The organism is Shewanella sp. MSW (assembly GCF_007636515.1).
Lineage (GTDB): Bacteria > Pseudomonadota > Gammaproteobacteria > Enterobacterales > Shewanellaceae > Shewanella > Shewanella indica.
The window spans coordinates 162,792-189,002 of record NZ_LVDR01000009.1; the positions used below are offsets into that span (position 1 = coordinate 162,792).

The following is a 26,211-nucleotide window of genomic DNA, read 5'->3' on the forward strand; positions in this document are numbered from 1 at the left end:
CAAGACCGCCGTTCAGGCGGTCTTTTTACTGCTCATGCTGTCACCTATCAGCTGCCGCATCCAGCGGTGGCCGGGGTCGTCGTTATTGCGCTCATGCCAGAGCAACACATAAGCCATGGGCATAAAGTCTATCGGCAGTGGCAATTGCTGCAGCGAGTAAAGCTTGCAGGCGTGCAGTGCAAAACTGGAGGGCAGGGTAAATACCAAGTCACTGTGAGCGCAAATACTGGCAGCACCGTAGAAGTCCGGCACTGTAGCACTGAGGCGGCGGTGATGACCGAGATCCGCCAGAAAGTAGTCCAGCGCCCACCAATCATTACCCTCACAACGCACCTGTACATGGGGCAGCGCCAGGTAGGCAGCCAGATCCCAGACCTTGTTCTTTTGAGCTTGCAGCGCCGGGTGCCCTTCGCGCACCAGACACACTTGATGATCCTGAAACAGAGTTTGATACAGGATCCCTTCCGGCAACTGGCTGAAGTGAAAGCTGGAGCTGGGCTGCAGATCCCTTCCCGAAATTCCCAAATCTATCTGCCCCTGCTGCAGTGCCTGCATGGATTTTTCGGTCCAGACATAGGAGTCGAGCCTGACATTAGGGGCGTTGCTGAGCAAGCGACCGATAAAACTGGGCAGCAGGGTTTCATAGGCGCTTTCTACCATGGTGAGCGAAAACTGCCGGTTGCTGCTGGCCGGGGTAAACACGGGAGGTTGGGTCAGTTGATGCAGACTCTGTAAGGCGATAGGCAGATGTTGCGCTAACTGTTCGGCGTGAGCCGTCGGCTTGAGGCCGTGGGCGGTGCGCTGAAACAAAGGATCGCCCAACATGTCGCGCAGGCGGTTGAGGCTCTTGCTCAATGCAGATTGACTCAGGTGCAGCCGATTGGCGGCGCGGGTCACGCTGCGCTCTTCCAGCAGCACCTGCAACATGACCAAGAGGTTGAGGTCGATACGGGCCAGGTTATCCAGATTCACCCTGATATTCCTCAGAGGAAATTATGTTGTGAGATTATATCATTTCTTTTCATACCTCCAGTTCATTAGAATGTGCCCCATCTCAGTTTTCACTCAGGATTGAACGACAACCTATGGCAAAAAACCTCCTGCCTATGCTGATGGCCATGGTGCTGTTAAGCCCACTGGCTATCGATATCTACTTGCCCTCTTTGCCGACTATGGCGATTGAATATGGCGTCAGTGCCGGCGAAGTCCAGTCGACTCTGGTGCTTTTTCTGTTCGCTATGGGGGTAGGGCAGATCCTCATAGGCCCCTTGGCAGACAGATTTGGCCGCAGGCCTGTGGCATTGGGGGGGATTGCTCTCTATGTGCTTAGTGCACTGTTGGCTGTGGTTGCCATGGAGTTCGAATGGTTACAGATTGCCAGGGTATTGCAGGGGTTGGCGGCCTGCTCCACCTCTATTGTGGTGTTTAGCGCGGTGCGTGACTGTTATACACCGGCTGAAAGTTCCCGTATCTACAGCTATCTCAACGGTGCGATTTGCGTCATCCCCGCACTGGCGCCAACGCTTGGCGGCGTGATGGCGATGCAATTCGGTTGGCGCTCTACCTTTGGGCTTATGGCTGTTTACGGCTTGGTGATCCTGCTGCTGGTGAGTATGCGTTTTCCAGAAACCCGGCCGCAGAATACCGTCAGCAGTGGGCCGCTGTACCGCTGGGGCCGCTATCAGCCTGTATTGGCCGAACGCCACTTCCTGTTCTATGCCTTCTGCTGCATGGCGGGTATGGCCTCAATATTGAGCTATGTGTCCTACGCACCTGTGTGGCTGATTGATCATTTGGGTATGTCAGAACTGGCATTCAGTGGCCTGTTTGGCCTCAACGCCTTGGTGAATATTGTTGCCTGTTTTGCCGCGCCAGTGCTCACCAGACGCCTTGGAAATCGCGCGACCGTTGTGTTTTCGCTCTGGTTGTTGTTGGCTTCTGCCGCGATACAACCTGTGCTGCAGATCTATGGTCCTCAGCAAGGTATGGCTGCCGCCATGAGCTTTATGTTGCCCATGATGTTGCTGTGTGTCGGTTTCGCCTTCCTGCTGGGTCCTGCAACCAGTATGGCGTTGGCGGCCTTCGGCGAGCGAGCCGGTACTGCGGCAGCCTTGCTCGGTTGTATTCAGATGAGCGGCGCTTCTTTGCTGGCCGGTCTGGTGCAGCAAACTGACCTCAGTGCGCCATTTGCAGTGACTTTGGTGATGGGCAGCCTGTCTATGGTGCTGCTGCTGGTCATGGCCCAGAGCCGTTTTAATGCCTGGCATCATGAGCAACAGTGTGCGCATCACTGAGCTTTAGTTTCAAGTAAGGTTTCACCCTTGGCCCGTTGCAGTTGACCGCTGCCGCGGGCATTTTTTATTTTCATACCAATGTCTTATTAGAGTCACAAGCTTGTCATGTGATGGGCTTAGTCTCGATTGCGAGTCTTCTTTATGGCGCGGTGATTCACTCGCTGATTCCCCACTGATTTGCTGGTGCCCCGTTTCTTAACGGGGCTTTTTTTATCTGTTTAGGTAACCAGATATCGAAGCTTGGGCCACCGTCTTGGTTGTCGCTGATGGCAATGTCTCCACCGTGCTGGCGAATGATCTGGGCGCTGATGGTCAGTCCCAAGCCGTGACCGCCGCTGCCGCGATCCCGTGATTTGTCGATGCGAACAAAGGGATCAAAAATGCGCTGCTTGTCTTCATCCCGGATCCCTGGGCCATCGTTGGCAATATGCAGCCAGATCCTATCTGTGTCGCCGCTAATTCTTATGCTGACTTTTTGGTGGGCATAACGGTAGCCGTTGCGGATGATATTACTGACGGCCCTGTGCCAGAGGCGCAGGTCTATCATGGCCGTTAGTGGTTCTGCCGTGGTGAGTTCAAGGGCGATGTCGGTTTCAAACTGCAGGTGGGCGATCAACTCCTGCAGTGCGGTATCCAATGATTGGTAGCTCAATTGTAATGGCGCCTGGCGTCGCTCCATCTTGGCGTAATGCAACAATTCGTCCACCATGGTGCCGAGTTCATCCAGATCCTGATGTATGCCTTCCAGATAGGGCATTTGCTCCGGGCGAACGCCTGAATCGTCCAGCATATCCAGATTGCAACGGATCCTGAATATAGGTGTACGCACTTCGTGGGCTACGGCATTGGTGAGTTGTTTGTTGCTATCGATGAGTTTGGCTATCTTGTCAGCCATTTGATTGAAGGATTGGTTCAGGTGTCCCACTTTGTGCCACACACCTGTTTTGGCTCTAACTTTGAAATCACCATTGGCAAAGGCGCTGTGGACCCGCTCCAAGCGGCGCAGGCGCCGGGCCAATAGATAGAGCAGCACAAAGTTGATAAAAGCCAGTACCGGAAACATCACCCAGAAAGCAATGGATTCTTTGAAGTAGTATTCCTGCCAGAAGGGCGCGGACTCATCGCGGCTGATGGCATACACCTTGTCTGAGCCCTGGAACATGATGTAGGAGATATCCTCTTCCACATCTTTGATATAACGCTGGTTTTCTCTCAGGCGCTGTTTCTCGTCAGCCGACAGCTCATCCGAGTCCAGCGAGATGACCCTCAGCTGTTTGTGCAGGTTGCCGAGCACTTGCTCAAGCGAGGCCTCGGCACTGGCAACGCCCTCGGCCGTCGAGATATCCGATAACAACTGGATCAGAGACATATAGGAGCGATCCTGATAGTCGGCTTCCCACTCATCGGAGGAAAAGAAGTCCAGTTGAAAGACAAAAATGAAGCAGGTGAAAAACAGAAACACCAGCACCAGGTAGGAGAAGATAAACAGCCGTTTCATTACCACCTATCCGGTACAAATAGATAACCCTTGCCTCTTACCGTGATTATCTTGCGCGGCAAGCTGGGGTTGTCACCTAATTTCTTCCTTAAAATCACTACCTTGTTATCTATGCTGCGGTCTATTCCGTCGTACTCTATGCCGCGGGTTTCCTTGACCAGATACTCCCGCGACAGTATTTCATCCGGATGTGAGCTCAGCAGCCATAGCAGGTCAAATTCGGCAGTGGTGAGGTTGACTTCTACCTGACTGATGGCGCAAAACTTGCGGGCATTATCCAGGTAGAGTTCTCCGAACTGGCGTTCGCGATTGCTTTCCGTTGGCACATTTTCCTGACGTCTTAGCAACATGCGGATCCTGGCCAGGAGTACCCTGGGTTGGATTGGTTTACTGACAAAATCATCGGCGCCCATCTCCAGTGCGGCCACTTGATCCATGTCGTCCTCACTGGCGGTCAGGATCAGTATCTTGCCTTGGTATTGGGCGCGGATTTCACGGCAGATACTCAGACCATCACTCCCCGGCAACATAAGATCCAGGATCACCAGTTCAGGTTGACGTTCGAGGATAAGTTGTCCTGCGCGACTGCCGTCATCTATTCGTTCAACATCGAAATGTTGGTTCCTGAGATAATCTGTCAGAAGGTCACTGATCTTATTATCGTCTTCTACGAGTGTTATGCGAGTGTTTGCCATTTCCTGCCGGTAAGCATGCGGGTTTAGATAAAGCAAAATTATCACTCCGGTTACATAAGTGACAGCTCAATTGACATAAAGGGGGACTTGGTCACCCCTTTACCCACAAACATTCAGTAATGCGGTTGACAGTATTGAAAATATAGCCAGCCCAAAATCCAAGTTATAGGTCGCTATAAATTAACCTTTGCAGTACTGGGAGTAGCGGTGTTTCTGACAGAGTGCCGCCATTATATATTTGTCGTTATGGTTGTTAACGTAGTTATTCCACCAAGTATTTGAGTCCACCTGAGTTCTCGTAAAGTCTTTGTCGAGATCCCAGGAAAATTTCTGGGTGTCATAATGGGTCGCACAGCCACTGACTACTATGGCTAAGCCTATGGTAAAAAAAGGTTTTTAAGCGATTTCATCCAATGATCTCAAACTCAAAAGTAATAAGTCAGTGCCAGGTTGGCGTTCCACTGCTGTTTGCCATCGACAATCGGCGAGTCGGCAATGGCGGAATCCAGGTAGCTGTAGTTGCTGCTTTGGCTGAGTTCGAGATGTTCGCCCAGAGGCACAATCAGCTTGTAACCTGCGTTGTAGGTGAAGGCTTTGCCCGGTTGGTAGTACTTATGCTGCTTATTGGCTTCAGCCTTGCTGACTCCGAAGTAGTACTGGGTAAAGTCACGGCTCAAGTAGCTGACGCCGGCGTAGGGAACGACAGTGCCCCAGCCCAGATTCAGTGGTACGGCGTAACGGACCTGGCCGATAAAGCCGCTGTATCTGTTGGTTACGTCATGTTGTACCGAGGTGGATAGAGTACCGAATCCCAGTTGGGTATCCAGGTTGATACCCAGATCGCCACTCAGTTTACGTTCATGGATACCGCCAAGCGCTGCTGCGTCTGAGTCTTTCAAGGCAATACCCGGACTACCCAGAAACACACTCAGGTTGAACAGATCTTTATCATTACCGAAAAAACGGTAGTTGATATTGGCCAGTGAGGCGTTGAAGTCCTTGCCGTTATAACCCAGGTTACCGAATGGACGCAGCTTGGAATCGACGCCTTGATAGAGTTCGCTGCCCTGATAGGCACCGGCAGAGACAAAGAAACTGTTTTCATGGCTGTAAATCTGGCCATTACGGATATAAACGTCAGTGTTGTCCGCCAAGGCGGCACTGCTTACTGCAGCCCCAACGAGGGCCAGGGCGCTGAATCTGAATGCTTTCATATTACTTCTCCTGAATACATAAGAAATCCCGGGCATTGTCCTCGGCGCTGCGGCCATACAATAGCGCCGCTTTGTATGGAAATGTCCGTGATCTGTCCAGTAGGCTTGGAGTATGATTTGGCTTTGGCACTCGAAGGGAGACGTAACGTGACCAAGTGTTTGATTGAAAAGATTTCTGGGCTGTATGCCGGTGATAAACTGACATTCAGGGACAAGCTGGCAAGTGGGATAGATAACAAGTCTCGGATGGAGACGCTGGAGGTCTTTGGCGACAGGGTTGCGGGTGATGCCCAGGCGGATCCCAAACATCATGGTGGCCCGGATAGGGTGCTGCATCATTTTCCTCGCGAGCACTATGGCTATTACCGGCGCATGGGGCTGATAACCGCGGGGCAGGATGCACCAGCCATGGGAGAAAACATCAGCAGTGTTGGCCTGACCGAGGCGGATATTCATATCGGCGATATCCTCAGCTTTGGCGAAGTCGAGTTGCAGGTCACCCAACCGCGTTCCCCCTGTTTTAAGCTCAATCACCAATATAGTCAGCGGGACTTTGCCCTTGCCATGCAGCAAACGGGTATGTCAGGCTGGTTCTATCGAGTGCTTAAGCCTGGCATCATAAGCTGTCAGGATGCTCTGATACTGAAACAAAGGCGTACCGATATCAGTGTTGCCGAGGCGATGAAGCTGTATTTTCGCCCCGAATTTGATGCGGCCGCCTATGATAGGCTGCTCAGTTGTGAAGGTTTGGCGGCCAGCTGGGTAGGCAGCTTGCAGCGCCGACTGGAGCGGGGCAGCATAGAAGACTGGCAGATGCGCCTCTATGGCCCGGATAGTTTGGCTTTGAACTGAAAAAAGTTAGGAAACAACATGGAAAAGCAGGAAAGAGACATGGGAATGTTGGTGCACCTGGCGAGTTTTGCCGGTTACCTGATCCCTTTGGGCACTATCTTGGGGCCGTTGATCGTTTGGTTGATGAAACGGGAAGAGTTTGAATTTGTCGATGTTTGCGGCCGTAATTGCCTGAACTTCAAAATTAGTATGATCATTTACACCATCATCAGCCTGATCCTGATCTTTGTTGGCATAGGTTTGGTGCTGGTGGCTGTACTGGCGATTTTCGATGTGGTGGTGACCATAGTCGCAGCGGTCAAGGCCAGTGAGGGGGTGGAATACAAGTACCCCTTGGCAATCAAATTCCTGTGAACCCGGGCCATCCATTGGATGGCCTTGTTGCCGACAGCGGAGGAGCAATGCGAGCCTTTTTATCCGGTATCAATAACTTTTGGGTCGGTCTGGTGTTCGGGTTGTCACTGCCGCTGTTGTTAGTTGTGCTGACGCTGAGCGTGACGCTTTATCAACTCACTGATTTTGCCAATGAGGTTGCCATAACTCCTCTGTATCAGCGTGGGGAGCAGACTTTGGCGCGGGTCGACCAACTGCTGGTGACTTTGGATCAACGACTCAGTGTTGACGACCCAGGCTTATTGGCACCACTGAAGCAAATAGAGTTGTTGCCTGAGCTTAAGTTGTTGGCTCTCAGCGTTGCCAAGTTACAGGTTGAAGAGAACCAACCGGCCCTCTCAGCTGTGAAGGCGGAGCTGGCGACTCAACTCGATGCATCCCTCAAGCAAAGGTTTGCGGCAGCCGAGGCTGAAGCTTTGAGCCAGCATTTGCAGCAAATTCTGGAAATATTGGCCAAGGGTAAAGAGGCGCCTTTGCCACCTTAATCTTGAGTGTTTGCCGAGGTTTCTGCAGCCAGTTTACTCAGCGCTCGCTGGCGGTAATCCAGCAAGGCAAACACCCCGAATAGAAAGGCGTTGAGATAGTCTTTAGCCTTGAGCGGCAACAACTGACAAAATATCGTGTGGAATATCAGCACCTGCAGCCCATGCATCATGGCGGTTACCCCGAGAAGTATGGTGAGTATCACGCCGATATTGCCTTCAAACGGGCTGAATAGATTGAAAAACATCAACACCCAGGCCAATAGGGTCGCCAGTTTTCCCAACACTAATACGGCTTTCATGACTCGGCTCCTCCCTGGACGCGATACAGGCGGTAGCTGACCTGGCCAGCCTGTTTCTCTTTCAATGCCTCCCAGTCAGCCGGTATCGGTAACTGCTGCAATTCAGATTCCACTTCGAGATAGATGAGGGCGCCTGGGTTGAGCCATTGATGCCGGGCCAGCAGGGTTAGGGTTTGCTCGGCCAGCCCCTTGCGAAAAGGGGGATCGATAAACACGATATCGAAACGGCGATCGGCAGGGCGCGCCAACCCGGCCAATACATCGCCGTTGATGACCTCGGCACTGTCGCATTTTAGGGTTTGCAGATTCTGCTGCAGTTGCTGAGCCGCAGTTTTTTGCAGCTCATAGACTCTGGCAAAAGCGGCATAGCGGGACAGGGCTTCCAATGCCAGAGCGCCACTGCCACCGAAACAGTCCAACACCGAGCTGCCACTGAGTTCACCTGCCAGCCAGTTAAAAAGGGTTTCCCGTACCCTGTCTGTGGTTGGCCTCAGGCCTTCCAGATCCTGGATGGGTAATTTTCTCGAGCGCCATTGGCCTGCGATAATACGAACCTGACCGCTGCCCGGTCTATTTTTGGCCATCTTGCCCCCGTGATTTTGCCTGAAGAAAGAAAGTGGTAGACTATGCCACCTTAAAAGCGTCGCTATTTTATAACAAACTCAGCCGAAAAGGTGAGATGAAGCTAAAGCCCTTTATCGCTCGGGAATGCCAGTAACAGGCCCCGCTGCTCCAGGGAAATAGTTGCGACCTCAAGCGGGAGCCCGGCTCCTGAAGATCCCCCACGATGTTGAGCACTGGTAGCACTGATGGCAAAGAAAGGTTTTTTTTCCTGGTTTCGTAAAGACAAACACAACGACGAAGCCGAACAGGCGGCCAAACTCGCCGAACAACAGGCTGCAGAAGCCGCGGCAGAGGCCGAACGTTTAGCTGCTGAAAAGGCCCAGGCCGAGCAGGCAGAAGCTGAACGTCTGGCCGCTGAAAAGGCGCAGGCAGAACAGGCAGAAGCCGAGCGTATTGCCGCTGAAAAGGCCCAGGCTGAACAAGCTGAAGCCGAGCGTATTGCCGCTGAAAAGGCCCAGGCCGAGCAGGCCGAAGCTGAGCGTCTGGCTGCTGAAAAGGCCCAGGCCGAGCAGGCAGAAGCTGAACGTCTGGCCGCTGAAAAGGCCCAGGCAGAACAGGCAGAAGCCGAACGTCTGGTCGCTGAAAAGGCCCAGGCCGAGCAGGCCGAAGCCGAGCGTATAGCCGCTGAAAAGGCCCAGGCCGAGCAGGCCGAAGCTGAACGTTTGGCCGCTGAAAAGGCCCAGGCCGAACAAGCCGAAGCCGAGCGTATTGCTGCTGAAAAGGCGCAGGCAGAGCAAGCCGAAGCCGAACGTCTGGCCGCTGAAAAGGCCCAGGCAGAACAGGCAGAAGTCGAGCGTATTGCCGCTGAAAAGGCCCAGGCCGAGCAAGCCGAAGCTGAACGTTTGGCCGCTGAAAAAGCACAAGCTGAACAGGTTGCCGAGGAACAAGCTCAACCTGAGCCACAGGCAAAACCTGCTAAAGAGGGCTTCTTTGCCCGCCTCAAGCGGGGGCTGATGCGCACCAGCGAAAATATCGGTAGCGGTTTTATCGGCCTGTTTCGTGGTAAAAAGATTGATGATGACCTGTTTGAAGAGCTGGAAGAGCAACTGCTTATTGCCGACGTTGGGGTAGAAACCACCAGTCGGTTGATCTCCAGCCTGACAGATCATGCTTCACGCAAGCAGCTCAAGGATGCCGAAGCCTTATATGAATTGCTGCAGCAGGAGATGCTGGCGACGCTGGAGCCTGTGAGTGCGCCTCTGGTGCCGGACAATGCTGCCGGGCCTTTCGTTATTTTAATGGTGGGTGTCAACGGCGTTGGCAAGACCACTACGATAGGCAAGTTGGCCAAACAGTATCAGCGCGAAGGCAAGTCTGTCATGCTGGCTGCCGGTGATACTTTCCGCGCCGCTGCAGTTGAGCAGTTGCAGGTTTGGGGCCAGCGCAATGATATTCCTGTGATTGCCCAGCATACAGGTGCTGATAGCGCTTCTGTGTTGTTTGATGCCCTGCAGGCTGCCAAGGCCAGAAATGTTGATGTGTTGATTGCCGATACCGCAGGTCGCTTGCAGAACAAGAGCCATCTGATGGACGAGCTGAAGAAAGTGGTTCGGGTGATGAAGAAACTGGATCCGGACGCTCCCCATGAAGTGATGCTGACCTTGGATGCCTGTACGGGCCAGAATGCCATCAGTCAGGCGCAACTGTTCCAGGAAGCGGTCGGGGTTACCGGTATCAGTATCAGTAAGCTGGATGGCACAGCCAAAGGCGGAGTTATCTTTGCCATTGCCGATAAATTTGGTATTCCTATTCGTTACATAGGCGTGGGAGAGCAGATAGACGATCTGCGTACCTTCAATGCCAAAGACTTTATCGAAGCCCTGTTCAGTCAGGAGAAGGCGGATAACTGATATATGATTCGATTTGAGCAGGTCAGCAAAATTTACGCCGGGGGCCAAAAGGCATTGTCTGATGTGAGTTTTCATCTTCAGCGGGGCGAAATGGCCTTTCTTACCGGGCATTCCGGGGCCGGTAAGAGTACCTTGCTCAAATTGATCACAGTTATCGAGCGCGCCAGTGCCGGCCGGGTATGGATCAACGGCCATGATATCGCCGGTATCAAGCGCGGCCATGTGCCTTACCTGCGCCGCGATATCGGGATGATCTTCCAAAGCCACCATCTATTGATGGACCGCAGCGTGTTTGACAATGTGGCGCTGCCCTTGGTTATCGAAGGTTTTACCCTGGGGGAGATCCGCAAGCGGGTCGCCGGTGCTCTGGATATGGTGGGGCTCTATGGTAAAGAGCGCCATAACCCCATTATGCTTTCGGGCGGTGAGCAGCAGCGGGTAGGTATTGCCAGGGCGATAGTCAACAAACCCCCTCTATTGCTGGCCGATGAGCCGACCGGTAACCTGGACCCCAAGCTGTCCATGGATATTCTCAGGCTGTTTGAAACCTTCAATGATGCGGGCACCAGCGTGTTGATTGCCACCCATGATCTCGGTCTTATCGCCAGAATGAAGTACCGCACCCTGACCCTGAAGCAGGGGCGGATGATAGGTGGTGAAGAACTGGGGACCAGCCCCATGAGCGCTAAGGAATAAGCTATGTCTGCCCAGCCTTCATTGACCCGCAGTAAACTCCCGCTTTCCGGCCGGATAGTGATGTTTTTTATCCGCCATATACAGCATGCCATGGCCAGCATGGGTGAGTTGTGGCGCAACCCTATCTCATCGCTGATGACCATGGCTGTGCTGGGGGTCAGTCTGAGTTTGCCGGCCGCCTTGCAGGTGCTGGTAAAAAATGCCGAAACCATTACCCAATCCTGGAACAGTGCGGCACAGATCTCCTTGTTTATTGAGGGGAACCGCTCAGAGCAGAGTATTCAGAGCCTGCTGGCGCGGATTAAGGTTTACCCGGAAATCGACACGGTCGACTATATCAATCGTGACGAGGCACTGGCGGAGTTCCAACAGCTGTCTGGTTTCGGCGAGGCGCTCTCCTATCTGGAAAGCAACCCTTTGCCGGCGGTGATCAGCGTGATCCCCACTGAAAAGTATTCCAGCCCCGCAGGCGCCAGAGAGCTTTTGACCAAGCTGGAGCGTGAGCCTGAGGTGAGCTTTGGCCGTCTGGATATCGAGTGGCTGGAGCGCTTACAGGCGCTGGTGCGCTTGCTGGAACGTACCGTGCTGGCGTTGGCGGCACTGCTGATCCTGGCTGTGGTGCTGGTCATAGGCAACACTATTCGCCTGGCTATCATGAATCGGCGCAGTGAAATTGAGGTCATGAAGCTGGTCGGGGCCACGGAAGCCTTTATTCAGCGGCCCTTTCTCTACACCGGCATCTGGTATGGTGTTATCGGCGGTATACTCGCCTGGGTGATAATCAACCTCTTGGTCTGGTACCTGGATGGGGCGTTGGCCTCGCTTTTGGGCCTGTATGGCAGCCAACTTGAGATGCAGTCCCTGACCTTTGTTGAGCTGCTGCAGATGATGGCACTGGCGTCATTTTTGGGTTGGTTGGGGTCTTTCCTGTCGGTACGCCAACACCTGCGAGCCATAGAGCCTCATTGAGGTAAAAATGAACTTATCTTCACTTGCATTGTCCTATTTTCGGGGTGAAAATAATCCCGGATGTTGGATACGGCGTTGACAATATATGTCAATTGACCGATAGTGCATCGGCTCATCAGCGTTTTTTTCGACCCGAAATGAGCATCAAAGCAGTAAGAAACAGGAGCGTGAATGACTGATCAAACGCAATCAATGGCACTGATGGTTCCCCAGGGGAGCAGCAGTCTCGAGGCCTATATCCATTCGGTAAACAGCATGACAATGCTGGACGCCGAGCAGGAGTATGAGCTGGCGAAGCGTTTGCAGGAAACAGGTGATCTGCAGGCGGCTAAGCAACTGATTATGTCGCACTTACGTTTTGTGGTGCATATTGCCCGCGGTTATGCGGGTTATGGTCTGCCACAGGCAGACCTGATCCAGGAAGGCAACATAGGCCTGATGAAGGCGGTCAAGCGTTTCGACCCTGATGTGGGTGTACGTTTGGTATCTTTCGCCGTGCACTGGATCAAGGCAGAAATTCATGAATATGTGTTGAAGAACTGGCGCATAGTCAAAGTCGCCACCACCAAGGCACAACGTAAGTTGTTCTTCAACCTGCGTAAGGCCAAGAAACGTCTGGGTTGGTTCAGCGATGAAGAGGTCACTATGGTGGCCGAAAACCTTGGCGTATCCAAACAGGATGTGACCGAGATGGAGTCGCGGATGGCGGCGCAGGATCCGGCCTTCGACCTGACCAATGATCACGATGATGATCATGACTTTGCCCCGGCGCTTTATCTGGAAGACCATTCTTCCGATCTGGCCGCCCAGGTAGAAAATGACAACTGGGAATCCAACGCCCAGAACAAGCTGTTGTCTGCCATCAAGACCTTGGATGAGCGCAGCCAGCATATTCTGCGGGCCCGTTGGTTGGATGATGAAAAGACCACACTGCAGGAATTGGCCGATACCTATCAGGTGTCTGCCGAGCGGATCCGCCAGTTGGAGAAAAACGCCATGAACAAGCTTAAGGCTTGTATGGACGTATAACATAACTTATTTAGTGTGTTGTTTTGATTGCTAATGAATGCCGTTCACCCCAAGTGAACGGCATTCTGCTTTTTTGGCGGGCGTTTAAAGTATTATCCAGACGTTTTGTACCTGGATAACCTCGGTATTTCTCGCACCTTTTGCTGATTTTTGATTTAGCTGAGTGGGTTAATTCACTGACTCAAAGTTCAGTCTTATCGGTCGGTCGAATTACCAGGCAAGCTCAAGGATTTCACGGCTGCTGTCCAGACCAAGATCGCCGGTTTCAGACAAGGCGGTCATGCCGTGAGCTTCCAGTGCGGCAACAACATCGGCGATACGCTCTTGCGGTACATCATAGTCGCGCAGACGAGTCTTGAGGCCAACCTGTTCAAAGAAGGCCTGAGTGGCTGCAATGGCTTGCTCGATACGGCTGTCTTCATCACCCGAAGTGATATCCCAAACCCGCTCGGCATATTGCAGCAGTTTGGCGCGTTTCTGTTCCTTGCGCACCCGCCATACAGAGGGCAGGACTACGGCCAGCGTTTGCGCATGATCTATGCCGAACATGGCAGTCAGCTCGTGGCCTATCATATGAGTGGTCCAGTCTGCCGGTACGCCGCTGCCTATCATGCCGTTGAGCGCCGAGGTGGCACTCCACACCAGGTTGGCGCGGGCATTATAGTTCTCCGGCTCGGCCACTGTGACAGGGCCCACTTCAATCAGGGTCTTCAGTATGCCCTCGGCCATTCTGTCCTGAACTCTGGCATCCACGGGGAAGGTGACGTATTGCTCGACCACGTGCACGAAAGAGTCGACTACGCCGTTGGCGACCTGGATCTTCGGCAAACTGAAGGTCAGGCTGGGATCCAGCACGGAGAATACCGGGAAACTCTGCGGATGAGTCACGGGAAACTTGCCACCCTGATGGCTGACCACTGCAAAAGCATTCATTTCTGAGCCTGTAGCCGGCAGTGTCGCCACTGTAGCGACAGGCAGTACCTCTGTGACAGGAACCGGGTTGAAACCGTGATGCAGCAAGCTGCTGCTGTCGCCATCGAATTTTGCCGCCAGGGCAATAAACTTGGTGCCGTCCATCACTGAACCGCCACCAACGGCCAACAGAAAGTCGATGGATTCGCGCCGCGCCAGTTCGGCAGCCCTGGCCAGGGTGTCATATTTGGGGTTGGCTTCAATGCCACCGAATTCAAACACAACGCGGTCGCCCAGCGCGGTTATGACCTTGTCCAGGGTGCCGAAGCGTTTGACACTGCCACCGCCGTAAGTCACCAGCACTCTGGCATTGGCCGGTACCAGTTGATCCAATTCTGCTAGTCTGTCTTTACCAAATACTATGTGGGTAGGGTTGCGATAGTCGAAATTGAGCATGATATTTCTCTCTTTTACAGCCGAAAAACTATGGTTGCCATCTTAGTCCTCTCAGCTTGGATTGAAATACACATTGCTGGAGCATTTATGCCTATTCCTGCCTAATTTGGTGAATAGGGGCTTGAATATGGCTATTTTGATGCTTTTTTCTGTGATGCTGCTAGTATCCAAACCCTGATGATTGGAGAGTGTTATGAGTGATATTGCAGCCTTAATGGCGGCCCTGGCGGTGGATGAAGGGGTCAACAGCACCAGCCTGCCAGGGGTGCATCTGTTTCGCAGTTCGGCCTATGGCAGCCGTGGCCCCATGTGTTATTCCCAAGGGATCATGATAGTCGGCCAGGGGCGTAAACGTGTCTATCTCGAAGATAAGATCTATGACTATGATCCGCAGAACACCTTGGTGATGACAGTACCTATGCCGGTGGAGTGTGAAACCTTTGCTTCCGAGGAAGAACCGGTATTGGTACTCATGGTGGATATAGATCTGCAGCAACTGAACCAGTTGATCCGCATGATGGATCAACACCATAAGGTGCCCAAGGATCTCGATGATGCTCGTCAGAGCGGCTTCTTTGTTGCCGCCAACAGTGAAGACATGCTCTGCTGTGTCGAGCGTTTGCTGCTGGCTCTGCAGTCGCCGTTGGAAGCCGAGGTCTTGGGTAAGGCCATGGTGCAAGAGTTGCTGTTTCGGGTATTGGCTTCCGACAATGCGGCGCCTTTATATGCGCTGGCGCTCAGTCATACCCGTTTATCCCGGGTAGAGAAGGCGCTCAAATATCTGCATCAGAACTATCGTGAAAGTGTGGAGGTAGAGCAGTTAGCCGAGTTGGTTAACATGAGTCCCTCGGCATTTCATCGCTGTTTCAAGGAGGTCACGGCCTCATCGCCCATTCAGTACTTGAAGAAGATCCGCCTTAATAAGGCCAAAGAGCTACTGCAAAGACAGCGCCTCAAGGTGAAGGAAGCGGCACTGGAAGTGGGCTATGAGAGCCCGGCTCAATTCAGCCGGGAGTTCAAGCGTTACTTCGATCAGAGTCCGGGGGAAACAGCCAGGCTTTAAGGCTGACTCCAAAAGGTTTTGTGAACCGAGACCTCACCAGTATCCGGCAGATATTCCATGATCAGTGTCTCTTCATTTTGCTGGATAAAATACACTGAGCGGTAGATACAGGTATTGGGCGTTTGTTTATAGGTATAGGCCACGTCGACAGTGGTTGTAGGCAGATTGGCATCTTCTACATAGGCTATGCTGAGGTCGGTATCTGTGAGGCCATGCCACAACTGTTCGCAGGCGTCGAAAATATGGGTGTCTTTGCCTGCGGTGGCATAGGGCCAGCCGTTGGAACTGGAATCAACACTGCCATCACCAAAGCTGGCCAGATTGTCGATGGCGCCCTGTTCTCCCTTGGCCAGATAGCCACTGTGATAGAGTTTCACCGCAGATTCAAAGGCGGCATACTGGCCCCTGAGCACTTGCTCTGTGGCGTCGTCGCGCAGATTGATAAACTTGGGCGCGGCCACTACTGCCAGGATCCCGAGGATAATAATCACCACTACAAGTTCAATTAGGGTAAAGCCCTGATACTGCTTTGCTTTCATTACATCGCCCGGTTTATAGAATAGAGATATTGCCAACAATCGTCGCCGATGCGGCAGTCTAGCCAAGCCTCTGAGGTCTGGCAAGTCGCGGATGATAAGAATAACAGCGAACTCACTTAATGAAGTGGCTCGCCGTTCGATCTTTTGCTTTACTCGTAGAAGGTGATTGTTTGCAGTAAGGCTTCACTATGCAGGAATATATCGTCTACTGAGTCTAACGGATGACGGGTTTCATTCTTCTCATGGTCCATTAATCCGAGATATTTCTGTTTGGTATTAAAGTGCAGTCTGCAAATAGGCTTGCGATTATTGTTGTCCAGTAGAACTCCGAAATAGCTTTGCGTATCTCGTCCGGTGATTCTACTAACATCGACTTTTTGTCTAAGAATCGCCTTGATGACATTGTAGCCGTCAACCTCTTCTTCGGTCGTAATTATCCTTGGCTTATTTTCGATTTCGCCATCTGAGCCTGAGACTTCCTCAACGTCATCGGTCGCTCTATCTCCCATTGCAGACTTAAGTCTTTCATTAATACCGTCTTTCATAAACTGTTTGAGAGCTTTGGCCGTGATCTCAGTAAACTGTTGTTTTACCTTTGGAGTTAACATGCCGTCATAAACCCTGCTGGCAAAAAAGCGTACAAACTCTTCTTCAGGATTTTTGAACTGATCACTGATAATTCTCTTTATGTCACTTAGATATTTAAGTTCTCCAGCGGCATTGACGATAGACTCCATGTCAAATGTTGATTTTGTCAACTTTTTAACTTCCGGCACTATGTGTTCATCAATATTCTCCAGATCTAATACCAAAAAAGGCTTTTCATCCATCTTGTTGGGAGCGTCCAGATCAGTAAAAAAGAGGTACTGAACACCGTTGGTCAATATGGCAATTCTTGCTTTGGTGACTGAAAAATAGCGGAATAATTGGCTAGCATGTTTTATTGATAGTTTTTCGTTATATTTCTTGCACTCAATCAACATCAACACCTCTCCGTCTTTCATCAGCGCATAGTCGACTTTTTCTCCTTTTTTCGTTGGAGTATCGGCAGTGTACTCAGGGAGTACTTCATCTGGGTTGAATACGTCGTACCCTAATACAGAGCTTAGGAAAGGCATTATTAGTGCGTTCTTAGTTGCTTCTTCGGTTTGAAGGCTGGCGGATATTTGGGGGACGCGCTTTGATAGAGCTTGAATTCGTTCAATAAAATCCATTTCATTCACCTGTCATTTATTTAGAAAATGGGCGCTCCTAAGTACCACCATATAAATAGAAGCAGTTTTTAAAGTTTTCGGCATTGACCGATAGTTCTCGTTAGCTGATTTAGGGTTTAGCTTAAAGTTTGCACAATTTCCAGGTTAAGGTATTGTTTTGTATCAAACTATAGCTTTGTTCACACTCCGGCGACCTAAAGCAGACCAATCTTCTACTAGGCTGGTTGAGCCTGTGGCGGGATGGCGGGCTAATATTGATACTGAAACTATCAGGGAGGAAAGCAGATGAAATGGATTGGGATCTTGTGTGGCTTGCTGGTGTCACTGCCGGTAGCTGCTGCCGGAGGGGAATACTTCTCTGAGGAGATAGTTCAGCAAGGCACTTTAGCTAATGAAACCCTGCTTAAGGATGCTATGCCGGGCGTGGCCGCCGAAGTGGCTCGCCGCGGCTGCGAGGTGCCGGAGCAGTTTTTTGCCTTTGTGCTGGCGATGCCCAAAGGCGAAGTCGGTGAGCGCTACTGGCATGAACGCTGGATAGTAGAAGGTTGTGAGCGTGAGTACCCGGTGGATATTGAATTTCGTGAAGATGGTGTCAACGCGGCCTACTGGACCATCAAGAATAAAGGTTGAACCTTTGGGTTAGCGATTTTGCCAATCTTCTCAGAAACAACAGACCCAAGCCTTGGCCTGGGTCTGTATCTTCAAGGTTTAACATATAAACAGGCTTTAAGCGGCCGCGGGGTTGTTTTGCGGCAGTTGCGCCCGAATCTCTTCGAGACGCTGCTCATACCAGGCAGTTTCGGCCTCGGTAAAGCTTTGCAGCAGTTCCTGTTGCTGCAGCACTAGATTCCCCTGAAAACCAAACTGGTTATGTTCTGCCAGTTCCAGATACAGCCATACGGCGGCATCTACCCGTTTATCCAGCTTGAGGCAGGTTTCATACAGCTCTTCATAGGCTAGAGTTTCTCCGCCGAAGGCGGCCTTTTCCAGCCAGTGCAGCGCTTGTTGCAGCTCCTGGTATTCTTGCTCATCCGCATACAGTAGAGCTTGGCCCTTGAGTAGGTCCAATCTGGCCTGGGCCAGGTTGTCTATGGGGTGCAGGGTCAAATATTCCTGTTTGAGAGCTTGGGCTTGCTGCTTTTCCGATTGGCTCAGACGTGCTGCCAGAGTCTCTTTGGCGGCGATATACTCGGCTTCTTCAGCCATGGCGGCAAACTCGAAATGCATCAGTGCCAGCGGCAGTTGGCGATTGATGCCCAGCCCTTGTTGATAGAGTTTGCCGAGCTGAAAGTGGGCACCCAGATCCCAGGCTTGCGCCAGGGGTTCAAGTATTGCCTTGGCACGCAGATGATCCTGACTGTCGTGGGAGTGTTCGAGTAGGAAGCCGGCCCAAATAGTGGCAGCCACGCTGTTTTCTTCGTCGGCTGCGGCCTTTTCCAACCACTCTCTGGCCTTGTGCAGATCTTGGGGTAATTGGTCACCGCTCAGGTAGCGCTGTCCTAATGTCAGTTGCGAGTAACTGCTGTCTTTTGCCTGCTCAATCAAGAGTCGTTCGGCCTGGCGTTTATCCACCGGGCCACCTTGGCCTTGCAACATCATTTCCGCCAGATGACCGCCGCTGGCAGTTTCACCGAGCTGGTGCCCCTTGGTGAGCCAGAATCTCGCTTGCTGCATATCGGCTTCACCTTGTCTGGGTTCCTGCAGTAATTTTCCCAGATGAAAGCAGGCCTCGGGATCATCTTTGGCAGCGGCCAACTCGAGCCATTTTATCGCCTTGCTGCCATCTTTATCGAGTATCGGGTTACGGGCATAGACCCGTCCCAGTTGGCTTTGGCTCTCAATATCACCGGCTTCGGCTCTGGGGAGTAAGTTTTGCTCCAGCAGCTGAATATTGTCACCAAAAGCAGGGTGTTGGTTCAGCTCCAGCATCAGGTCATGGAGCTTGGCAAATTCATTGTCCAATGACGAGGCCTTAGCGGCCCAGTGCATCGCCTTGTCGGCATCATTGGGGACCATCTCCAGCTCGGGACGGGTATAGAACTCATAGAGCATTTGGGCGGCGGCGGGATGATCTTTATTGGCGGCCTGTTCCAGCAGCGCTATGCCTTCATCGACGCTATTTCTGCCAATCAGTCTCAAGCCTTCATTGGCCATGGCATCCGGGTCGCCACTTTTTACCGCCTGGGCTCGTTGCCACTTTTTCAGGGCAATAAAGAAGGCCACAAACGCGATAATAATCAGTATCAGTTTCATTGTTTTCCTTAACCTTGGGAAGTTGGCGTGGACACAGTAAACGCTGTCATGATGTTTTTGCAACAGCTAATAAAAGACCGCGGCAGCGCGCGGTCTTTGGAGTGAGAGAGTTGAATGGCGCCAGTCTATCCCAGAACTGTTCCGGCTTATAAAAACGGCATAAGATTTCCTTCGTTAGAAACTCCAGGTCATTCCCATCCAATAGCGACGGCCGTCTTCGATATAGCCGTATTCTTCCTGGGTAATCTCTTTGTCCAGTAGATTATAGATACCGGCGCTGAGTTTGAGGTTTTCCATCAGTTGCAGGTTGGCACCTATATCCAGCAGTGTGTAAGAGGGGGCTACCAGAGTTGATGAAGAGGGGCCCGTAGTGGGCTGGCTTTCTTCACCTCGGTAGTGCACCCTGGCCCAACTGCCCCAACTGTCGTTGATTTGCCAGTTAAGGGAGGTTTGCAGCAAGTGCTTGGGCAGTTTATTCAGGGGGCTGCCCTGATAGCGACCCGTTTTTTGCTCTGAGTCTGTGTAGGTGTAGTTGGCCGAAAGTTGGATGTCATCATTGATGTCATAGCTGAAATCCAACTCGAACCCTTGGGTTACCGCCTCATCCACATTCACATAAGTGGTGGGATCCGAGCCAAACCGGTTCGGACCATCGGTACACTGACTCTCGGGGCAGGGTACTCGGGTAATTTTGTCTTCAAACTCGTTATAGAAGACTGTCATGGCCGTGGTGATATTATCGCCGAAGCCGGTGTGCAGCCCCAGCTCGTAGTTGATTGAGGTCTCGGGTTTTAGATCCGGGTTACCGTACATATTGCCACCGCGGCTGACCTGGCCCCAATCCGGCACTGTTTGTCTCAGGCTTGGCGCCCTGAAGCCGGTGGAAACACCACCTTTGAGCGTTGTGCTGTCAGTCAGGTTCCAGACTCCATAGACACGGGGGCTGAAGTGCTCGCTAAAGTTTTCGTCATCATCCATGCGTAAACCGGCCGTCAAGGCAAAGGTGTCGCTCATGCGCCATTCGTTTTCGGCAAATACCGACCATTGGCGTCTGCTGATGTCGCTACGGTCACCTACCTGATTACCTGTTTTATCACTGAGATCCTGGTAATTGAAGGCGGCTCCAAAGGTGGTAGTATGACTATCTCCAAAGCCGGTGATCAGACTGGTCTGGGCATCAGTGTTTTTGATGGTCATTGCCCGGCTTTTGTTTTCAAACTCTTCATATTTGACCCAGGTGTTACTCGTGCCTATTTCCCAGCGGCCCGTGTGTGCCAAGGAATACTTGCGGCTTTCATATTCTGTTGTGGAGGACGCCGGGCAGCCAAAACGGCCACAAGGTTTGCCGGGAGCGAGGGGGGCGACTGTTTTGCCAAGAGTGCTGTCCAATTCCTGAGTGGCACTGCTGACCTCCAAAATGATGTCGTGGTCGTCACTCGGAGTCAGCGAGAAACGGGCGCTGAGATTGTTGGCATCTCGGCCGCGGTAACCGCCGGTGATCTGGTCTTCTTCTCGCTTGGTGTATTGTCCATAGAGTTGTAGACCCAGCCAGTCCGGGATCAGGGCCCCGCTGACAAAGAAGTTACCCTGATAGATATTGCCGGATTCGCTGCGTTCCTGAACTGTGCTGTCCAACCTGAGTTCGCCTTGCCAGTTTTCCGGAACCTTGCGGGTGATGATATTGATCACCCCGCCTATGGCATCAGAACCATACAGGGATGACATAGGGCCGCGTACTACTTCGATTCTGTCTATTGCCGACAATGGCGGTGTCCAGGCGCCTTCGACTCCCGGGCCATCGCTGTTGGTACGAGTCTCCCGGGATGACTGGCGCATGCCATCCACCAGGATCAGTGTGTATTGGCTTCCCATGCCCCTCAGGCTAATGTCACGGCGATCGCTGCCGCCGGTAACCACGACGCCGGGAACATCCAGCATGGCATCGGTAATATCGCGATAGAAACGGCTATCCAGCTGTTCTCGGGTAAGCACGCTGATAGAGGCGGGAGCATCCTTGAGTTGTTGCTCGTAGCCGGAGGCTGTGACCACTATGACTTCCATGTCTTGGGGCGCTTCATCGGCCTGAGCCGCAGGTATGAGTAAGAGTGCGGCAATGGCGCTGGCCAGTGGGCTGATTCGACATAAAGGCATAGGTTTTGGACTCCTGAATGATAAATGCAAACTATGTAAATGAGAATGATTTTCAATGGCGAGAATTTACGCCGATGATACAATCCTCTCAAGCGCATTTTTCTGGAAACACAGTTAAGGATTGCTTTATAGCGACTGCCGAAACTGAGAGTTTTTGCTGTTTTAATGGGGCTGAAAGATGAATAGGCAGATGGTCAAGGCGATGCTGGTATTTGCCACTACAGTTGAGAAGGGCACCATGAATGCCGCCGCCAGGCAGTTATGCATGAGTACATCTGCCGTTAGCCAGCAGATATTCAAGCTGGAGCAGCAGCTTGGGCTTGGGCTACTTAACCGCAGCACCAGGGCGTTGACGCCTACCGAGGCTGGCAAACTCTTTTACCAGAGCTGCGTGCAGATGATTGCTCTTGCCGATGAGACAGAGCTACAGCTGAGTCGTTTGAAGGACGGTCCGGCCGGTGAGTTGCGGATAGCCGCCCCTGTGGGCTTTGGTGGAGGGCTTCTCAGTGAGCCGCTAAGGCGTCTGTTGGAAGCGCATCCCGGCATTCAATTGTCGTTGCAGCTGCAGGATGAGGCAGTGGATCTGGTGGGGAGTGGCATAGATCTGGCCATTTGTATCGGACCTTTGGCCGATTCGGCGCTGGTGGCGCATCATCTGGCCGATTGGCAGATGCTCTTGTGCGTGGCACCGGACTTTCTGCGTCGGCGAGGGAACTCAATGCCAAGCTATCCTGGTGAACTGCAGGACTGGGAGCGTCTGTGTCATAAGGGGAGTATGGTGCAAGACAGTATGTTGAGTCATACCGTCAGTGGTGAGCAGCTGTCTCTGGCGCCAGGGCGCCTGGCCGTCAACAATATGCAGAGTCTGATCCGTTTTACCCTGGATGGTTTGGGTTATGCGGCCTTGCCGGAGCCTGAAGTGCGGCAGTTTTTGCAGCAGGGTTTACTGTTAACTTTGTTGCCTGACTGGCAACTGCCGCGGTACAGCGTCTATGCCTTGACCGCTGGGCGTGAGGGGCAAGCTCCTAAAATTCGTGAGGCGATAGCGACCCTGGGCGCATGTTTCACCGCACATGGACCTCGGCCAGATTTTTAAACCTTGAGATATCGTGTGTTTGGTCACCAAATCCGCTCACAGATGAAACTTTTTGTATCAGTAATACCAAGTTGTGCTTGTCACTTAAGTGTTGATGCTTAGACCTGGGCTGGATTTTGATGTGACGATGAGCTTTCCAGCATGATAGCCTTGGCCGATAAAGCGCTCTATCAAGGCAAGAAACATGGCCGCAACTGTTGGCAGTTGTCTGGTCGTGAGTGAGCTATAGCCGCTGCTTGAGAAATAGCGTGACTCACCAGCGGCTGTCGTTTTCACAGGGACGGCCATCATTGTCGCCGTCCATTTTGGTGTTGGGGCAGTAACGGTTGAAGTATTCGGCTTCGGCCCTGGAGGTCATCTGGCTGCAATATCGGCGCCCATCGCAGTGGAAACCTGTGTCCATCTCCACAGGCTTACTGGCATAGCGCGGCGAGGTTTGAGCCGCTTCGCGGATACTGTTGCTTAGGGTGTCTTGGTGAATTTTGGTCAGCTGTTGCGGTTCATTACCACTGAGCTTTACCCAACTCAGATAACAGGCATAACCAAAAATAAAATAAAAACAAAGCGTTTCATCTTTTTACCTTAAGAATTTTGGCATCCTTGGCCAAATTGAAGTTGGCTTTGCGTCTTTGAGTGGCGAAATCACCCAAGGTGAAATTTTACGTTGTTGTTGCAGCTTGTTCCGGGGAATGTTTTAACTTAAATTTGACTTGTGTCACCCTATTGCCGGGTGCTGTGCAGTTTACTCTTCCGCCAAGGCCTGGAGCCTGTTAACTTCGTCTTGCACTTGCTGCACATATTTGTCCCAGTAGCCCAACTGTCGAAATTCTTCCAGGCAACAGCGATAGAGTTTGAGTTTGTGCTTGTTGGCCAACTGCGGTAGTAAGCAGATTTCCCCTTGATTGTTAGCATCCATTCTTTTAACTCCTGTCCGCCAATACAGCATGGCTTCCTGCCACGGTAGATAAATTACTTTTTAATCAGTTGCCTGATAATGCCGGTTCGCCTGATATCCGCAATGTTGTGATTTGTCCAAATATAGCCAAACCCGGTGCCACCCAGGTTTACCAAGGATAAGCTGGTCATCAACTAGAATATTTTTGGCGGATTTCTTAATAAAAAATCAGTATAAGCTTAAGTAGTTCAGGGCAATTTTCTTACTGCTAAAGTACAGGTTTTGTAAGAGTGGCTTTCCCTGTGGGTCATGCTTGGCTATGCTGCGCTATTGGCTGTATTGGGGGAAATCATCATGGTCATAGCGTTTAGGCAACAGCAAGGCACGGCTTTGGTGCTGGAGGGCGGTGGCTTGCGCGCCATTTATACCGCCGGGGTGCTGGATGCTTTTCTGGAAGCCGGAGTTATGTTTGATTATCAGGTGGGTGTTTCCGCTGGCGCCATCTACCCGGCTTCGTATCTGTCCAGGCAGAAGGGGCGTAATCTGTTAATTCAGCAGCGTTATCTTGAAGATAAACGCTACATGGGCATGAGACATCTGTTGAAGACGGGCAATTACGTCAACACTGACTTCACCTACAGACGCATGGCTCATGAGTTGTTGCCGTTCGATTTTGAGACTTTCCTGTCTTCGGGAGCCGAATTCAAAATAGGCGCCTTCAACTGCCTTTCCGGTGAAACCGACTTCTTTGGTATGAGTGACTTTGACGGCCACGAGCAGCTGTTGCAGATACTGATCGCCTCCAGCAGTCTGCCTTTTATCTCCAAACCCGTTGCCATTAATGGCGTGCCTTATCTTGATGGTGGCATCGCGGCTCCTATCCCGCTAGAGCAAGCCAGAGCCGACGGCTATCAAAAACAACTGGTTATCCTGACTCAGGCTGCAGATTACAGTAAGTCAGCCTTTAAATTTAAATGGTTGGCACAAAAAGCTTATCGGCGTTATCCCAAGGTTGCCGAGGCTTTGTTGAGGCGTCATCAGGTGTATAACCAGGCACAACAGCAATTACAACAGGCGGTGGCAGCAGGGAGTGCTATGGTGATCCAGCCTAACATGGCACTGGACTTGTCGAGGCTGGAGCGCGACATCAACAAGGTAGAGGCTGTGTATCATTTAGGGTTGGCCGATGGCCGTGAGGTGCTGCCTGCTGTGCTGGAGTTCTGTTGTTATGATGACAAGCCAAGCGGCGTCCATAGAGCGTAAATGACTCAGAAGTTCTGAGGGGCATGCCAAGTTAGTGTCAGCCTGAATGGCTGACACTCACTTCGGGGATTGGGATCATGGGCGCAGTGCCGGCATCCGGCCGCGGGTTGGCCGTACACTGGATATCAGCATATAGATGCAGGTTGTGGTCAGACACAAGCCCAGATACATGAGCAGACCCTGTTGTTGCTGGAAGCCATTGGCCACCAGAGGCCCGATAACCGAGCCCACAGAGTAACTGAGCAGCATAAGTTCGGTTGCCGCCACTATCTTGCTGCTATCGAGGCTGTCACAGGCCAGCGTAATAGCGATAGGGTAAAGGGCGAAGGCGGCAGCCCCCAGCAGCAACAGGTTGAAGCCCATCACCAAAGTGCTGTGACTCAGCAAAATACCCATAACCCCGGCGGCGCCCAACAAACAGAAAAACGCCATCAAGAGAGTCTTGCTGAATCTTGGAGACAACCAACTGACCAGGGGTTGCACCAACATGGCTCCCAGGATCACTATGGCCATCAGTTTGCCCGTCAGCTGGTGGTCACCTGTTTGCTCGCTGAGAAATACAGGCATCAAGCCATAGATGGGGCCCAATACCAAACCTGCAACCAGACAGCCCATGATGGCAGGGCGACTCACATGCCTGACTTCTTTGAAGCTAATCTTCTGATGCTGTATTTTTTGTGGCTGGCAGCGCTTGGCCAGCAGTGGCGGCAATACGGCCAACACCAGTACTATCGCCACCAAAATATGCGGCATGGCACCATCAACACCCAATTGTCCCACACCCAGTTGTCCCAGGGCGTTCCCACCATAGAGTGAGCCTGTGTAGAAGCCCAAACGCTTGGCTCTTTGCTTGGCTGTGTCGGCTATCAACAACCAGGACTCCACCACTACGAAGATGCCGGCCACGGCAATCCCGGCAATAAAGCGCGCCGCCAGCCAAAACTGACCATTAACCACCAAGGGCATGCCAGCCACTGTCGCCGCCAGCAGTAATAGAAATAGGATGAAGGCGCCTCTGTGTCCCAGGCGTGCCACTACAGGTGAAATACAAGTTGCCCCGAGCAACAGGCCGAAATAGAAAATACTCGCCAGCCAAGCCGCCAGATCTGTCGCTAAGCCAAAACCGTCCAATGCCAGCGGCAGCAGACTCATATGATAGCCGGAAGCCAGAGCAAACAAGGTCAAACCCGCAACAGGTACCCAGGCACTGTTGTTGTGAGCGGTGGCATGAGGTTGAGACAACTCAGACTCCAAATAGAAAAATGACCTTTTAAACGAAGATCAGTTTAAAAAGGTCTTAATGGTGAAATTTTCCGCGAATATAGGAGTCTGTAGCGCTTGGGTAAAGTGAGTTTATTTTGTTGTCTTGGAAAGAAAATTTTACCAAAGTCTGGATGTTTAATAGTCTGTTTTAACTTTGAATAAATGTAAATAAAAACTTGCTTAAACGGCATTTTTTGCTGAGTTAAAC

At 52.0% G+C, this 26,211-nt stretch carries 25 protein-coding genes and 1 pseudogene; 12 read left to right on the forward strand and 14 right to left on the reverse strand.

Features of this window, described 5'->3' with window-relative positions; genetic code table 11:
• Positions 1-12: 12 nt before the first annotated feature.
• Positions 13-972, reverse strand: coding sequence for a LysR family transcriptional regulator (locus AYI96_RS11905; RefSeq protein ID WP_025888907.1), 960 nt, complete (start codon positions 970-972; stop codon positions 13-15).
• Positions 973-1,085: 113 nt separating this feature from the next.
• Here AYI96_RS11905 and AYI96_RS11910 point away from each other — a divergent pair, with 113 nt between their 5' ends.
• The gene (locus AYI96_RS11910) at positions 1,086-2,294 is read left to right on the forward strand and encodes a multidrug effflux MFS transporter (protein WP_039035734.1); all 1,209 of its coding nucleotides are present in this window, start codon (positions 1,086-1,088) and stop codon (positions 2,292-2,294) included.
• Between the two features lie 154 nt (positions 2,295-2,448).
• Here the strand turns inward: AYI96_RS11910 and AYI96_RS11915 are convergent, their stop codons facing one another.
• The 3 genes from AYI96_RS11915 to AYI96_RS11925 all read right to left on the reverse strand — a co-directional run bounded on the left by AYI96_RS11915 (position 2,449) and on the right by AYI96_RS11925 (position 5,701).
• A complete protein-coding gene (locus AYI96_RS11915) occupies positions 2,449-3,792 on the reverse strand; it encodes an ATP-binding protein (protein ID WP_052248255.1) in 1,344 nt (447 codons plus the stop codon).
• A complete protein-coding gene (locus AYI96_RS11920; RefSeq protein ID WP_039035735.1) occupies positions 3,792-4,487 on the reverse strand; it encodes a response regulator in 696 nt (231 codons plus the stop codon). The genes AYI96_RS11915 and AYI96_RS11920 overlap by 1 nt, the downstream gene beginning before the upstream one ends.
• Positions 4,488-4,912: 425 nt before the next feature.
• Positions 4,913-5,701, reverse strand: a complete 789-nt coding sequence (locus AYI96_RS11925; RefSeq protein ID WP_144361666.1) for a MipA/OmpV family protein — start codon at positions 5,699-5,701, stop codon at positions 4,913-4,915.
• 147 nt (positions 5,702-5,848) lie between these two features.
• On the opposite strand from AYI96_RS11925, the gene AYI96_RS11930 reads away from it, so the two are divergent.
• From AYI96_RS11930 to AYI96_RS11940, 3 genes are read left to right on the forward strand one after another with little or no spacing between them, the layout of a single operon-like run.
• Positions 5,849-6,553, forward strand: a complete 705-nt coding sequence (locus AYI96_RS11930) for an MOSC domain-containing protein (protein WP_144361678.1) — start codon at positions 5,849-5,851, stop codon at positions 6,551-6,553.
• Positions 6,554-6,571: 18 nt separating this feature from the next.
• On the forward strand, positions 6,572-6,907 hold the full coding sequence (locus tag AYI96_RS11935; RefSeq protein ID WP_039035737.1) for a DUF4870 domain-containing protein: 336 nt from the start codon (positions 6,572-6,574) through the stop codon (positions 6,905-6,907).
• Between the two features lie 47 nt (positions 6,908-6,954).
• On the forward strand, positions 6,955-7,431 hold the full coding sequence (locus tag AYI96_RS11940) for a hypothetical protein (RefSeq protein WP_144361667.1): 477 nt from the start codon (positions 6,955-6,957) through the stop codon (positions 7,429-7,431).
• Here the strand turns inward: AYI96_RS11940 and AYI96_RS11945 are convergent.
• A complete protein-coding gene (locus tag AYI96_RS11945) occupies positions 7,428-7,730 on the reverse strand; it encodes a DUF1145 domain-containing protein (RefSeq protein ID WP_071475532.1) in 303 nt (100 codons plus the stop codon). The genes AYI96_RS11940 and AYI96_RS11945 overlap by 4 nt on opposite strands.
• A complete protein-coding gene (gene rsmD, locus AYI96_RS11950) occupies positions 7,727-8,314 on the reverse strand; it encodes a 16S rRNA (guanine(966)-N(2))-methyltransferase RsmD (RefSeq protein WP_071475533.1) in 588 nt (195 codons plus the stop codon). The genes AYI96_RS11945 and rsmD overlap by 4 nt, the downstream gene beginning before the upstream one ends.
• 225 nt (positions 8,315-8,539) lie before the next feature.
• Here rsmD and ftsY point away from each other — a divergent pair, with 225 nt between their 5' ends.
• The 4 genes from ftsY (at position 8,540) to rpoH (ending at position 12,898) form a co-directional block, all read left to right on the forward strand.
• The gene (gene ftsY / locus AYI96_RS11955) at positions 8,540-10,204 is read left to right on the forward strand and encodes a signal recognition particle-docking protein FtsY (protein ID WP_144361668.1); all 1,665 of its coding nucleotides are present in this window, start codon (positions 8,540-8,542) and stop codon (positions 10,202-10,204) included.
• Positions 10,205-10,207: 3 nt separating this feature from the next.
• Complete coding sequence (gene ftsE / locus AYI96_RS11960; protein ID WP_025012145.1) at positions 10,208-10,900, forward strand: cell division ATP-binding protein FtsE; 693 nt, start codon at positions 10,208-10,210, stop codon at positions 10,898-10,900.
• A gap of 3 nt (positions 10,901-10,903) precedes the next feature.
• Entirely contained in the window at positions 10,904-11,869 is a 966-nt protein-coding gene (gene ftsX / locus AYI96_RS11965) for a permease-like cell division protein FtsX (protein WP_039035742.1), read from the forward strand.
• Positions 11,870-12,040: 171 nt separating this feature from the next.
• Complete coding sequence (rpoH, locus tag AYI96_RS11970; RefSeq protein ID WP_028780766.1) at positions 12,041-12,898, forward strand: RNA polymerase sigma factor RpoH; 858 nt, start codon at positions 12,041-12,043, stop codon at positions 12,896-12,898.
• 210 nt (positions 12,899-13,108) lie between these two features.
• Here rpoH and AYI96_RS11975 read toward each other — a convergent pair whose 3' ends face one another.
• The gene (locus AYI96_RS11975) at positions 13,109-14,266 is read right to left on the reverse strand and encodes an iron-containing alcohol dehydrogenase (RefSeq protein ID WP_144361669.1); all 1,158 of its coding nucleotides are present in this window, start codon (positions 14,264-14,266) and stop codon (positions 13,109-13,111) included.
• Between the two features lie 193 nt (positions 14,267-14,459).
• Here AYI96_RS11975 and AYI96_RS11980 point away from each other — a divergent pair, with 193 nt between their 5' ends.
• On the forward strand, positions 14,460-15,329 hold the full coding sequence (locus AYI96_RS11980; protein ID WP_039035744.1) for an AraC family transcriptional regulator: 870 nt from the start codon (positions 14,460-14,462) through the stop codon (positions 15,327-15,329).
• On the opposite strand, the gene AYI96_RS20675 is transcribed toward AYI96_RS11980, so the two are convergent.
• Both AYI96_RS20675 and AYI96_RS11990 read right to left on the reverse strand, forming a co-directional pair.
• On the reverse strand, positions 15,326-15,868 hold the full coding sequence (locus AYI96_RS20675; protein ID WP_039035745.1) for a type II secretion system protein: 543 nt from the start codon (positions 15,866-15,868) through the stop codon (positions 15,326-15,328). The genes AYI96_RS11980 and AYI96_RS20675 overlap by 4 nt on opposite strands.
• A gap of 149 nt (positions 15,869-16,017) precedes the next feature.
• Positions 16,018-17,082, reverse strand: a complete 1,065-nt coding sequence (locus AYI96_RS11990) for a type I restriction endonuclease (protein WP_039036201.1) — start codon at positions 17,080-17,082, stop codon at positions 16,018-16,020.
• A 285-nt stretch (positions 17,083-17,367) separates the two neighbouring features.
• Here AYI96_RS11990 and AYI96_RS11995 point away from each other — a divergent pair, with 285 nt between their 5' ends.
• Positions 17,368-17,712 carry a hypothetical protein gene (locus AYI96_RS11995; protein WP_200888005.1) on the forward strand — a complete coding sequence of 115 codons (345 nt, stop codon included), beginning with the start codon at positions 17,368-17,370 and terminating at the stop codon, positions 17,710-17,712.
• Between the two features lie 96 nt (positions 17,713-17,808).
• Here the strand turns inward: AYI96_RS11995 and AYI96_RS12000 are convergent, their stop codons facing one another.
• Positions 17,809-19,335: a tetratricopeptide repeat protein gene (locus AYI96_RS12000; RefSeq protein ID WP_144361670.1), complete on the reverse strand. Its 1,527-nt coding sequence runs from the start codon at positions 19,333-19,335 to the stop codon at positions 17,809-17,811.
• 174 nt (positions 19,336-19,509) lie between these two features.
• Positions 19,510-21,486, reverse strand: coding sequence for a ligand-gated channel protein (locus tag AYI96_RS12005; RefSeq protein ID WP_144361671.1), 1,977 nt, complete (start codon positions 21,484-21,486; stop codon positions 19,510-19,512).
• A gap of 178 nt (positions 21,487-21,664) precedes the next feature.
• Here AYI96_RS12005 and AYI96_RS12010 point away from each other — a divergent pair, with 178 nt between their 5' ends.
• Positions 21,665-22,582 carry a LysR family transcriptional regulator gene (locus tag AYI96_RS12010; RefSeq protein ID WP_039036024.1) on the forward strand — a complete coding sequence of 306 codons (918 nt, stop codon included), beginning with the start codon at positions 21,665-21,667 and terminating at the stop codon, positions 22,580-22,582.
• 253 nt (positions 22,583-22,835) lie between these two features.
• Here the strand turns inward: AYI96_RS12010 and AYI96_RS20530 are convergent.
• Positions 22,836-22,979 (reverse strand): annotated as a pseudogene (locus AYI96_RS20530) (excalibur calcium-binding domain-containing protein); the annotation flags it as partial.
• A 345-nt stretch (positions 22,980-23,324) separates the two neighbouring features.
• The gene (locus AYI96_RS20315; protein WP_157822972.1) at positions 23,325-23,498 is read right to left on the reverse strand and encodes a hypothetical protein; all 174 of its coding nucleotides are present in this window, start codon (positions 23,496-23,498) and stop codon (positions 23,325-23,327) included.
• A 333-nt stretch (positions 23,499-23,831) separates the two neighbouring features.
• On the opposite strand from AYI96_RS20315, the gene AYI96_RS12020 reads away from it, so the two are divergent.
• The gene (locus AYI96_RS12020; RefSeq protein ID WP_071476144.1) at positions 23,832-24,740 is read left to right on the forward strand and encodes a patatin family protein; all 909 of its coding nucleotides are present in this window, start codon (positions 23,832-23,834) and stop codon (positions 24,738-24,740) included.
• 75 nt (positions 24,741-24,815) lie between these two features.
• Here AYI96_RS12020 and AYI96_RS12025 read toward each other — a convergent pair whose 3' ends face one another.
• On the reverse strand, positions 24,816-25,982 hold the full coding sequence (locus AYI96_RS12025; RefSeq protein WP_039036025.1) for an MFS transporter: 1,167 nt from the start codon (positions 25,980-25,982) through the stop codon (positions 24,816-24,818).
• Positions 25,983-26,211 lie beyond the last annotated feature (229 nt).

Coding starts and splice junctions, on each gene's coding strand:
- AYI96_RS11910 (WP_039035734.1), top strand. CDS start 1,086: ATGGCAAAAAACCTCCTGCCTATGCTGATGGCCATGGTGCTGTTAAGC.
- AYI96_RS11915 (WP_052248255.1), bottom strand. CDS start 3,792: ATGAAACGGCTGTTTATCTTCTCCTACCTGGTGCTGGTGTTTCTGTTT.
- AYI96_RS11920 (WP_039035735.1), bottom strand. CDS start 4,487: ATGGCAAACACTCGCATAACACTCGTAGAAGACGATAATAAGATCAGT.
- AYI96_RS11925 (WP_144361666.1), bottom strand. CDS start 5,701: ATGAAAGCATTCAGATTCAGCGCCCTGGCCCTCGTTGGGGCTGCAGTA.
- AYI96_RS11935 (WP_039035737.1), top strand. CDS start 6,572: ATGGAAAAGCAGGAAAGAGACATGGGAATGTTGGTGCACCTGGCGAGT.
- AYI96_RS11940 (WP_144361667.1), top strand. CDS start 6,955: ATGCGAGCCTTTTTATCCGGTATCAATAACTTTTGGGTCGGTCTGGTG.
- AYI96_RS11945 (WP_071475532.1), bottom strand. CDS start 7,730: ATGAAAGCCGTATTAGTGTTGGGAAAACTGGCGACCCTATTGGCCTGG.
- rsmD (WP_071475533.1), bottom strand. CDS start 8,314: ATGGCCAAAAATAGACCGGGCAGCGGTCAGGTTCGTATTATCGCAGGC.
- ftsY (WP_144361668.1), top strand. CDS start 8,540: ATGGCAAAGAAAGGTTTTTTTTCCTGGTTTCGTAAAGACAAACACAAC.
- ftsE (WP_025012145.1), top strand. CDS start 10,208: ATGATTCGATTTGAGCAGGTCAGCAAAATTTACGCCGGGGGCCAAAAG.
- ftsX (WP_039035742.1), top strand. CDS start 10,904: ATGTCTGCCCAGCCTTCATTGACCCGCAGTAAACTCCCGCTTTCCGGC.
- rpoH (WP_028780766.1), top strand. CDS start 12,041: ATGACTGATCAAACGCAATCAATGGCACTGATGGTTCCCCAGGGGAGC.
- AYI96_RS11975 (WP_144361669.1), bottom strand. CDS start 14,266: ATGCTCAATTTCGACTATCGCAACCCTACCCACATAGTATTTGGTAAA.
- AYI96_RS11980 (WP_039035744.1), top strand. CDS start 14,460: ATGAGTGATATTGCAGCCTTAATGGCGGCCCTGGCGGTGGATGAAGGG.
- AYI96_RS20675 (WP_039035745.1), bottom strand. CDS start 15,868: ATGAAAGCAAAGCAGTATCAGGGCTTTACCCTAATTGAACTTGTAGTG.
- AYI96_RS11990 (WP_039036201.1), bottom strand. CDS start 17,082: ATGGATTTTATTGAACGAATTCAAGCTCTATCAAAGCGCGTCCCCCAA.
- AYI96_RS11995 (WP_200888005.1), top strand. CDS start 17,368: ATGAAATGGATTGGGATCTTGTGTGGCTTGCTGGTGTCACTGCCGGTA.
- AYI96_RS12000 (WP_144361670.1), bottom strand. CDS start 19,335: ATGAAACTGATACTGATTATTATCGCGTTTGTGGCCTTCTTTATTGCC.
- AYI96_RS12005 (WP_144361671.1), bottom strand. CDS start 21,486: ATGCCTTTATGTCGAATCAGCCCACTGGCCAGCGCCATTGCCGCACTC.
- AYI96_RS12010 (WP_039036024.1), top strand. CDS start 21,665: ATGAATAGGCAGATGGTCAAGGCGATGCTGGTATTTGCCACTACAGTT.
- AYI96_RS20315 (WP_157822972.1), bottom strand. CDS start 23,498: ATGGATGCTAACAATCAAGGGGAAATCTGCTTACTACCGCAGTTGGCC.
- AYI96_RS12020 (WP_071476144.1), top strand. CDS start 23,832: ATGGTCATAGCGTTTAGGCAACAGCAAGGCACGGCTTTGGTGCTGGAG.